5 protein-coding genes and 1 pseudogene are annotated in these 10,782 nt (G+C 62.3%); 5 read left to right on the top strand and 1 reads right to left on the bottom strand.

The features are described 5' to 3' along the window. Nucleotides 1–3,103: 3,103 nt before the first annotated feature. Both Tam10B_RS05545 and Tam10B_RS05540 read left to right on the top strand, forming a co-directional pair. The gene (locus Tam10B_RS05545) at nucleotides 3,104–4,849 is read left to right on the top strand and encodes a RecQ family ATP-dependent DNA helicase (RefSeq protein WP_093960269.1); all 1,746 of its coding nucleotides are present in this window, start codon (nucleotides 3,104–3,106) and stop codon (nucleotides 4,847–4,849) included. A gap of 85 nt (nucleotides 4,850–4,934) precedes the next feature. Further along, entirely contained in the window at nucleotides 4,935–5,567 is a 633-nt protein-coding gene (locus Tam10B_RS05540; RefSeq protein WP_093960268.1) for a hypothetical protein, read from the top strand. On the opposite strand, the gene Tam10B_RS05535 is transcribed toward Tam10B_RS05540, so the two are convergent. Continuing rightward, nucleotides 5,540–5,941, bottom strand: a complete 402-nt coding sequence (locus tag Tam10B_RS05535) for a hypothetical protein (RefSeq protein WP_093960267.1) — start codon at nucleotides 5,939–5,941, stop codon at nucleotides 5,540–5,542. The genes Tam10B_RS05540 and Tam10B_RS05535 overlap by 28 nt on opposite strands. A 164-nt stretch (nucleotides 5,942–6,105) precedes the next feature. Here Tam10B_RS05535 and Tam10B_RS05530 point away from each other — a divergent pair, with 164 nt between their 5' ends. From Tam10B_RS05530 to Tam10B_RS05520, 3 genes and pseudogenes are all read left to right on the top strand, one after another. Beyond that, a complete protein-coding gene (locus Tam10B_RS05530; protein WP_093960271.1) occupies nucleotides 6,106–6,549 on the top strand; it encodes a (deoxy)nucleoside triphosphate pyrophosphohydrolase in 444 nt (147 codons plus the stop codon). A 60-nt stretch (nucleotides 6,550–6,609) separates the two neighbouring features. Beyond that, nucleotides 6,610–9,993, top strand: a complete 3,384-nt coding sequence (locus Tam10B_RS05525; protein WP_198947538.1) for a DUF3427 domain-containing protein — start codon at nucleotides 6,610–6,612, stop codon at nucleotides 9,991–9,993. A gap of 214 nt (nucleotides 9,994–10,207) precedes the next feature. Continuing rightward, nucleotides 10,208–10,557, top strand: a pseudogene (locus Tam10B_RS05520) (DUF4186 domain-containing protein). Nucleotides 10,558–10,782: the final 225 nt, after the last annotated feature.

Genomic DNA, 10,782 nt, shown 5'->3' with positions numbered 1-10,782 from the left:
GCCTGATGCTCGCGGTTCCGCCACAGCGCNNAGCNNNNAGCCTCCTGCCGCCGCGACGAGCGCGATTACGCAGATCACGGCCGCGATGATCGCGCCCGTGTGCTTGCGCTTGGGTTTGGGGGCGGGGGAGCCGGGTGTGCCGGATACGCTTGGACCATTGGGTGTGCCAGGACCGTTGGGCGTGGAGCCGCCGGGAATTGAACCGTTGCCGTACACGCCGGTCGCAGTCGTGGCCGGCGTGGTAGGACCGCCGTAGACGTTCGTCCCGTATGCGCCGCCGGGCTGACCGGGCTGTGAGGACTGAGCGGAGCGAGCGGACTGGCCAAACTGTCCGTACGGCGTCTGCTGGCCGTTCGGTGCGAACGCCGAAGGCATGGCCATCGTTTCGGACACGTCCGTCGACGGGGCCGCCGACGATACAGGCGGCTGATAGGCCATGGTCGGCTCTACGACCGTCGCATCATTGAGGTCCTGCCTGCCGCTGCCCTTGCCGTTTTTGCCGAGGAACAGTTCGTCGTCATCCTCGTCGTCTGGCACAGCGAACTGGGCGAGTTCGTCGAGCGCCGACTGGGGAGTGGATTGCGCCGGCGTGACCGGTGCGAGAATCGACGGGCGTGTGGACGACTGTACGGTCGGCTGCGACGGATCCTGGGCGGCCGACTGCGCAGTCGACGATGCCGAACGCGCCGTACGGCCGCCCTGAGGCTCCGGCGCATTCGGAGACGGGGCGAGCACCGGCATTGCAGTGGTGCGAGGAACGTCGGCGCCATGGTTGACGGCCGACGGTTCGATCACCGTGGTCTCCTCGGTGGAGGAGACGGTGGCTTCCGATTCAGGCGTCGGCCCTGCGAGGGGCTTCGGCGTGGCTGTTTCCGATGCGGCCGCGGTCGCCGGATCGACTGCCGACGCCGCCGCGACCCCTCCGGCAACGGCTCCCGCGCCTGCGAGCAGGTTCTTGAGCTGCTTGGTGGGAATCGCCTGCGTGGCCTGCTCCTCGGGGTGTGTGGTGTTTTCCGTCGGATTGGCGGACTCCACCGGGGTTGGAATGGCCGCAGTCGGAGAGATGGGAGCCATGGCCACGGTCTCCTGACCTTCTGCACTCTCTGCGCCATTGTTCTGCGGCAGGGCGGTGGTGGGAGGAATCGCAGTGGCGGCCGGGGTCGTCGGCGGTTCGATCACCGTGGTCTCCTCAGCCATCGATGGAGCCGGCGGCATTGCGGCCTCGGCTGAAGATGCCTCAGGATTCGTGGGGGTCTCCTGCGTGGCCAATGGAACGGTCGGGGGAATGGACGGGGCAGCGGACTGCTCCTCCACCGTATCGTCGAACCACTCCAGCGGATTGAACGCAGTGGTCTCCTCCGCCTCATGAACCGGATCCGGTTCGTTTTCGGTTGCGGTTTCGATCGCATCGTGCTCGCTCGGCGCCGCAGCTCGCGTCGGGTCTGAAATCACCGTACGGTCATCTATTTCAGATGCCGACGGCACGGTATCGTCATTGACCGTCGGAGGAGACAGCACAGTCCTGTCGTCCTCGTCATCGAGCGCGGCCAACGGGTCGAACGCCGTCGTCTCCTCGCCAACGGAAGTGGCTACAGGAAGGGAACCGTCCGACGCTGCCGGGCCGGGGGACGGCACGCCGGTTCCGTTTTCGCTTCCTTCGGGAGCATGGGCGGGAACAGTTCCTTCATCATCGTTCTGTACTGGATGCTCTTCGGTCTGAGCGTGCGGGGCGGACTCCTCCTCAGCCAGAGCGGCCAGCGGGTCGAACGCCACCGTCTCCTCGCCTACGGAACCGGCTTCGGGGCCCTTCTCCTCGTGCTCGCTCTGAGGAGTCACACTATTCGGAGCCGGGCTGGGGGAAGGCTGCACCTCCGCAATAGCTCCGGATTGAGCCTGATCAACGCCTTTGGCGGCCGCTTCTTCCTCGGCCAATGCCGCCAGTGGGTCAAACGCGGCCGTTGCCTCGCTCACCGGATTGGGGGAGGAGCTTTCCACATCGTTACTGTCGTTGCCGTCGTTGCCGTGCGGCTGCTCATCCTGCGCCTCGACCTGTTCGAAGGCTTCTTCCTTGGCCCTTGCAGCGGTGATCGCCTCGGTACGAGCCACCAACGATTCCAACGGCTGCGCCTCGTACACCGGCTGCGCGGCGATGAACGGCGTATGCCTGCCATGCTGGGGCTCGGCCCCCGGCACAGCTTCGCGAGCAGCTTCCCGAGCCGCCTCCTTGGCCGCTTCCTGCGCGGCCTCACGCTCCTTCGCAGTTACGCCCCACGGCGCAATGTCACCGGTCTCCGGAGCGATCTGGAATGCACCTGCCTCCGGCTGTGGCACGGTCGGGGTCGCCGAAGTCATCGGGGTTGAGATTCCGGTGCCGGCTATTCGGGAGACACGCTCAGGCTGGATGGAGATTGGCTGCACCTGACCCTCATGCACCGCACCCGGGCGAACCGCTCCCGTGGCACCGAACTGCTGCGGAGGCATGATCTCCGTCTCGCCGAAATCCTCTTCCTTGGGTTCGGACGGCCGCGGAGTTGATTCCGCCTGCGGAACGAACGACGGCGGCATCTGCGCCGGTGCCGGCAGCGGGCCTGCGACTGCGGCGGGCAACGGCACCGGCTCCGCTCCGGGGTTCGCGCCCGGAGTCTGCTCCACCGTGTCATCCTGAATCGGCACTCCGGCCGAAGCGAACCTGTGTCCGCATTCCGCGCAGAAATTGGCGCCCTCCATACGCGGGGCCCCGCATTGCGGGCAGAACTGTGTCTTTCCTGTCTCGCTCATCGCCTTCACGCCTTTCCCTTGCGTATGCGCACCGGTGCTCTTTTCATCCCAGCCTAGTCGCTCGGGTGCTGTGTTCTCCACAACGGTATTGCCGTGCGGCTATGCCTGCACGTTTTCGCCGCAGATGGTCATGATTCGCACGATGAATGTAAGGGAATGTTCGGTTTGTTTGTCGGTCTCGGAAGACGGCGGTTCACAAAACGAAGATACCCCGCGCCGGCAAAACCGAGGAGTCCTGTAATCCTTGCAATTGCAACGATTCTCGCTGGTCATTCCGAACTCTGTCCAAGGTATCTTCGATTTGTGAACCGCCGGCCTCTGCCCTATGCTCACGCATATGAACCCCTCCACGCCGAATCCCAGTCCCACCCGCGACTTCACCCCCTTCGCGCTCAAGGCCCTCGAACGCAACTTCGGCTACACCTCATTCCGTGCCGGACAGGCCGACGTGGTCAACGCCATCATGAACCACCGCGACGTGCTCGCCGTACTGCCCACCGGCGCCGGCAAATCCGTGTGCTACCAGCTGCCGGCGATCGCCCTGCGTCTCACGATCGTCATCACCCCGCTGCGCGCGCTCATGCGAGACCAGGTGCAGTCGCTCGCCAAACGCCACATCGCCGCCGCGCTCATCGACTCGGGCACCGGCGCCGCGGAACGCCAGCGCATCTACGCCGCCGCGCTCGCCGGCCAAATCAAACTTCTCTACGTTGCGCCGGAACGTCTGCACACCAACGATTTCGCGGCGTTCGCCCATCGCGCTCCCATCGATCTGATCGCTGTGGACGAGGCCCACTGCGTTCTGCAGTGGGGTCAGGACTTCCGTCCGGCATATCTGGGCATCCGCGCATTCGTCGATTCCCTGTCCGCGCATCTGCCGGCCCGCCCGGTCGTTGCCGCGTTCACGGCCACTGCCACACCGTCCACGCGCAACGAGATCATCGCCAACCTCGGACAGGTCGATCCCATTCGAGTGACCACCACCTTCGACCGCCCGAACATCCGCTTCGACGTGCGGTTCGTCAAACGCTGGAGCCGCGAGCGCGCGATCGTGGACTGGGCCGTGGCGCACAAGGGCCAGTGCGGCATCGTGTACTGCAACAGTCGTGCACGCACGGAGGAGTTGGAGCAGGCGCTGCTTGACGCCGGCGTATCCGCCGCGCACTTTCACGCGCGCATGCCGGAGATGGACAAGGGGCCGGTGCAGGACCGGTTCCTGAGTGGCGAGATTCAGGTGATCTGCGCCACGAGCGCGTTCGGCATGGGCGTTGACAAGCCGGACGTGCGCTGGGTGATCAACGATGGTGCGACCGACAGTCTCGAGGAGTACTACCAGGAGGCTGGCCGTGCGGGCCGTGATGGCAAGGAGTCGGTGAGCCTGCTGCTGTGGGCCGACGACGATTTCGACTGGCTGCGCAAGCGCGTGGACGAATCGTTCGGCAATGAGGCGATGGACGACGAGGAGCAGAAGCAGGCCAAGGAGGCGGCGGTCGGTCGTCTGGAGGCGATGGAGCGCTACTGCGAGACGCCTGGCTGTCTGCGCGTTGAACTGCTCCGGTATTTCGGCGAGACCTTCGGAGGGTCTGTCGGTGGGAAATCCGGTTCTCGTTGCGGTGCCTGCTCGCATTGCCTCGGTTTGTACAAGACGTCGAGGTTCGGTTCGTTCGACGACGATGACGATGAGTACGGTGGCGGTCGTGGCGACCGGAGACACCGCGGTTCCCGTGGCCGCCGCGGCGGTCGCGACTTCGACGGCACCCGCTACGAGGATCTTGATGACGACTACGATTCCAGCTGTTCCGACGGCTGGGGTTCCGCCGGCGATTCACAGGACTCCCGCAGCCGCTACGGTCGGGGCAAAGGGCGCAAAAAATACGGCCGTGGTCGTAAAGGCGGTAGCTACGGCGGCTATAGAAGCTATGGTTCCGGTCGCAGAAGCTACGCCCGCGATGACGACGACTTCGACGACTCCCAGACCTCCGGCGTCAGCGGGCGCAACCTGCGCAAGTCCTCCGGTTCCGTCTATTCCGCATTGTTCGGCGCTGATTCCGACTCGGATTCCGACGACTGATTCCGATACAATCGATGGGTTTGAAAATACATACCGCGCCGGCGACTCGTGCGGGGATCAGTGGTGAGAGTCAGGAGGGACATCGGTGTCCAAGGTCATGACATTCAACGGTCACAAGGTCGATGCGGAGCGCTGCCGTTCCGCGGTGTACGCCGTGGTCGGACGCAACCGGCTGCAGACGGTCGGCTACTGGCGTGTGTGGGTCGTGCTGCTGATCGTGGTGCCGGCGGTCGTGCGGATCGCCATGCAGGCGTTCACCAATGCGAACAGCGTGCTGGCGACCGCATACATGGCCATGAGCTGGGCGCTGGTCGCGTTCTGCTGCGTGGTGTTCTCGTTGCTGGTCCTGCTATGGCGCGCGGTCGCGACCAACACGCGTCTGAAGCTCATCGAACAGATGCTGGTGAAGCCCTGCCTGACCATCCGACTGCGTATGGTCGGTGCTTCCGATGCTGCCGTTCCGACTTCCGTCGTCTCCGTTGTCATGGCCGAGTCCAAGGGCGCCGCGACCCTCGTCCTCCCGCTTCCCGCCGCACTCGATCTGCTTGACGACGGATTCCGCTCGCGTCGTCCGGTGGGTGGTGGCGCCGTCGAGTTCGTGTGCGACGACCCCGCCCTGATTCCCCTGCGTGACCGTCTCAACGCCGTCTATTCCGTACCCGAGCGCGTCTGGCTCGACACCATGGCCGACTACGCTCGTCCTGCGCTCGGCGACTGATCCGACTGATCTGGCTGATCCGACCAATTCGTGTCGCTATCGGTTTCCGGCCAGAGCTGATCGAACATGGCGACGTATGCGTCATATACCTGATCGGCGATTCCGCCGCGGTGCGCGCATGCGTCGCCAGGACCGCCGGGTGACTGTCGTATCAGCAATGCCGCGTATTCCGGATGCTCGTCCGCCAGCTCCTCAGACCAATCGTTTAATCGTTCAACCATGTAGACGAAGGCCATGTCGCGGGTGCTGCGTCCGGGATGATCACAGGCAAGATAGGGATGCCCCTGCTGCACGCTTTGCCAGTATCCGATGATGTAGTCCGCCACTTCGTCGCGCAGTTCCGTACATTGCATTCTGCGCGCATCGTCCTGCATGATCAGCCTTTCTCTTCGTCCTCCTCATAGATGTCGGCACATACGGTATCCGACAAAACCTGGAATCGTCGCGCCGGAACCCGGTATCCTGGACATGTTGATACGAGGTCAGTGAATCCGAGGAGCACATGAGCGAGAACAGCGTTCAGTCGGCAGTCGAATCGATGGGGGAGAGCCGGAAGGAGACTTCCGCCGAGCCTAAGCCGCGCAAGCAGATCCGCGTGGTGGGTGCGGCGATCGTGCGCGAAGGCAAGGTGATGTGCGCGCAGCGCGGCGGCGGCAAGCAGCTGAGCGGCAAGTGGGAGTTCCCCGGCGGCAAGATCGAACCGCATGAGACACCGCGCGAGGCCCTGCACCGCGAGATCGAGGAGGAGCTGTTGTGCGAGGTGGAGATCGGTGACGAGGTGTGCACCGACTCCTACGACTACGATTTCGGCACCGTCACGCTCACCGTATTCATCTGCCATCTGCTGTCCGGCGAACCGCGCCGCACCGAGCATCAGGAGTTCCGTTGGCTTGACCCCGCCGACATGCCCACGCTCGACTGGGCACCGGCGGATCACAAGGCCGTGTCGCTGATCTCGCAGATGCGCTTCGAACGGCGGTGACGGCGTTAGCCTGGTTACGTCGGTTGACGATTGTTCGGATACATGTGACAAAGGGGTGGCATGCAGCACGTCGACAATACGCGACAGGATGACGAGACGCGGAACGATGAGACGCAGACGATCATCGATGATCGTGATTCCGGCGACGAGGCCGAGCGTCGCAGAACCGAGTCCGCGGCCGACGCGACGTTGGCCGCTCTGGTCAGGACGGATGTGGATTCGGGTCTGATCGAGTCGGATGATGACGTGCCGGGAACGTATGCGCCGAAGCTGATCGTCAATCGTGCGGGAGCGACCATGAGGGACGAGCTCGGCGGGGAGCTCGAGCATTGCACGGATTTCGACATATCGGTCGCGTTCGTGACTCCGGGATCGGTTCGTGACTTCTTGAAGAAAAGTCTGCTTCGGCGTGATTCGCATGCACCGGTTTCGGGCCATATCATCACCTCGACGAAAGGTTATTTCAACGATCCGGGCGCGTTTAAGGAGCTCCAACGTGTTCAGGAGCTTACGGGCGTAGAAGTTAGGGTCTGGTTGGACTCCAATGAAAGCACAGGCAAGGGCGCGAAATTCCACCCCAAAGGATATATATTCACTCATCGAACTAAGCATGATGCGGCATATGTGAATCTGTACATCGGCAGTTCGAATCTCACTGATACTGCGCTTTCCGGCGAGCAACGCGAGTGGAACCTCAGAGTCTCCTCGCTGCCGAAGGGTGATCTCGTTCGTCAGGTCCGCGAGGAGATCGATAGACAGGTCAGCGAGTCCGAGCCACTGACCGATGAGTGGCTCAAACAATACGAAGAGGACTTCAAGAAGTATTCGCCGAAGCGCCGCGAAATCCTTAAGCAGGTGGCGTCGCAGGACATCCAGCCGAACGCCATGCAGCGCGAGGTACTGGAGAATCTGCAGGTGATTCGCGCCAAAGGAGAACCACGCGCGATCGTCATCTCCGCCACGGGTACGGGCAAGACCTACCTGTCCGCGTTCGATGTGCGCCGGTTCAAGCCCAAGCGCATGCTGTACATCGCCCAACAGCAGCAGATTCTCGTCAAGTCCCGGGAGTCGTTCCAGAAGGTATTGGGGTGCTCGGGCGAGGAACTTGGCCTGTTTACCGGCAACACCAAGCAGCAGGACCGCAAGTACGTGTTCGCCACCATCCAAACGCTGAGCCAGCCCGACGTGCTCGCCCAGTTCGCTCCCGACGAATTCGACTACATCCTGATGGATGAGGTGCATCACGCCGGTGCAGCCACGTATCAGCGGGTCATGGACCACTTCTCAGGCGTCAAATTCATCCTCGGCATGACCGCCACCCCGGAGCGTATGGACGGCATCAATATCTTCGAAATGTTCAACTATCAGGTCGCTGGCGACATTCGTCTGCAACGCGCGCTGGACGAGGACATGCTCTGCCCGTTCGAGTATTACGGCGTGGCCGAATACCTCGGCGAGGACGGCACCTCCATCGACGTGGCGCACGGCGGCAAGACGTGCGACGATGCCGGCCAGCTGTCCTACGAGATCAAGAATCTCGCCTTTGACGGCGACGGTGATGGTGATGACGATCAGGAGAATCCGGATGCCGAGAGAATCCGGCGGCTGACCTCCAAGGATCGCGTGCGCTACATCATCGACATGATCCAGAAGTACGGACGATACGATCAGCCGGTCACCGGTCTGGTGTTCTGCAGCCGCAACGAGGAGGCCGAACGGTTGTCCGATATGTTCAATCAGTGCATGAACCAGCAGATGGAACGGCAGTACCGTACGGCGGCCGTGACCAGCAGCAGGTATCCGAATCCGAAGGACCGCGAGCCGCTGATCGAACAGTTGGAAAACGGCGAACTGGACTACCTGTTCACCGTCGACATCTTCAACGAGGGTGTCGATATTCCCGCGCTGAATCAGATCATCATGCTGCGCAACACCGAATCCAGCATCGTCTTCACCCAGCAGCTGGGCCGCGGCCTGCGCAAGTTCCCGCACAAGGACCGCGTGGTCATCATCGACTTCATCGGCAACTACGCGAACAACTATCTGATTCCTGTGGCGCTGTACGGCAACACGGGCGACCGCGACACCGCGCGCAGGAATCTGCAGCGCACGTCGATCGGCCTGTCGACGATCAGCTTCGACCGCATCTCCGAGGAACGCATACTCAAGTCCCTGGATACGGCCAACTGGACCGAGATGAAGAAGATGGCGGACCAGTATCAGCAGGTGCGCTACGAGCTTGGTCGCATCCCTATGCTCGAGGATATATATAGGTATGATCCGTCACTGCCGCCGGTGATCGCGCTCGTCTGCAAGGGCAGCAAGAAGCGCCAGGGCGGCAACTACCTGGCCTTCGTTCGCACGCAGGAGAAGCGGCGCCACGACAGGCATAAGGATCCCGCGCGGTCCGACTTCTATGAACAGCTCGAGCCGGTGTCCGATGTCGAAAACTGCATTCTGAAGATGGCGACGGCCGTGCTGCTCCCCGGCGCGAGGCCACACGAGCTGGTGATTCTTGACGAACTGTGCCGATTCACGGATGAACGGATCGGCGACGAGCCGACCTCGTCCACATGGGAGCTGTCGGATGGCATGACTCGCGACGAGCTCGAACGACGAATCATTGCCCGATTCCCGGAAGCCCACATGGCCCCGGAGCAAATGGAATCGGCCCTTCATGTGCTTGATTTCTCCTACTTCGACGCGAGTTTCGAACGATTCGGAAGCACTCCGCTGATTGAACGAGACGGGGACGACCGATACCGTCTATCGACTGCCTTTGCACGCATGCTGCGTGAGAACCGTACGTTCCGCATCTTCTTCGCCGATATGGTGCGTGTGGGACTGAAGAACTGCCGTGACCGTTATGACCGTGCCCATCGACTCGGCCGGAGAGTGGATCATGGCTTCCTGTACGAGGAGAAGTACTCGCTTGCGGAGATCATGCGCATGCTTGGCTGGCAGCGAGAATGCAATGGGAAGGAGGTCGGTGGATATCGGCTCGATACGCCGACCAACACCATGCCCATCCTCGTGAGATATGCATCCAGCCAATACGAGGATCGCTTCATCAACCCGCAGGAGATGCTGTGGTATAGCAAGAACCAGCGTTCGTTGGCTTCTCGGGAGTTCGGATGGTTGCTTTCTCAGCCGGGCGCTGCGGCGGGCGCGGGGCATGGCGGCGACGGCGATGATTGGGATCGTTCTCGTTTCGTTCCACTGTTCGTCATGCGCCGCGAAGAGGCCAATGATCTCCGCACGAAGTCGTTCCGCAAGTACTACTACGTGGGGCATGTAGTCGAAGTGAAGGGCGCTCAGGAGATGGAGAAGCCCGATGCGAACGGTGAGCAGACCAAGGTCGTGCGGTCCATGCTGCGACTGGACCGGCCGCTTGACCCCGAGCTGTATCGGCACATCACCGGAACCCGTCCGGGTGAGGAGTGAGCCGCACGGAGCTGAAGACTGCCGTTGTCGCGCGTGACCGTCATACATGCCTCCGCCTCATGCGGAGGCTACTGTTGTAGGCGGAGGCGGTGTGATGACGGATGTGAGTGGTGTGGCGGATACGGCCAGTGGCTCTGAGCAATCTGGACTCCGGTCCGGGGGAGAAGCTGGTGCCAGCCACAAGCGCGCCGACTATTCCGCATGGGCGGTGGATATGCTGGCGCGGCTGGGTACGTCGAAGTTCCGGGCGAAATTCGTGTTGAGCGACAAGGATCGGGCCTATGCGCGGGCGAAAGGGAAGGCCGTGATCGACCGCATGCTCACGAGATGCTTGCCAAGCGCGTAGGCCCGGCGCACCCCTACAAGGATGGGAAGCAGACGCCGTGGCGGGGCCACCCGGTGTTCACCGCGCAGCATGCCACCGCCACTTGCTGTCGCGGGTGCATCGAGAAGTGGCATTACATTCCGCAGGGGCGCGAACTCACCGACGAGGAGATCGACCGCCTCGCAGCGTTGGTCATGGCGTGGATCGAGCGCGATCTGGTCAACCATCCGGTTCGATAAAGGGGCCGGGGCGGCCGTTCCGATGATTCGGCATGGCGGAAGGATCCGTTGTTCGGATTGTGATCGATCTTGTAGGGGAATGTGATGTGGAATTTGAGGCTCTGATGGGGTCTCGAGAAGCGGCGGTTCACAACTCGAAGATACCTGAAATCGGTGCTTGAGAAACCGTTGGAATTTCAACGTTCTTCATAGTTGCGACGTAGGGTATCTTCGATTTGTGTACCG

The organism is Bifidobacterium vansinderenii, assembly GCF_002234915.1.
GTDB lineage: Bacteria > Actinomycetota > Actinomycetes > Actinomycetales > Bifidobacteriaceae > Galliscardovia > Galliscardovia vansinderenii.
The sequence above is the reverse complement of the archived record's forward strand: the minus strand, read 5'-3'. Positions and strand labels throughout refer to the sequence as shown.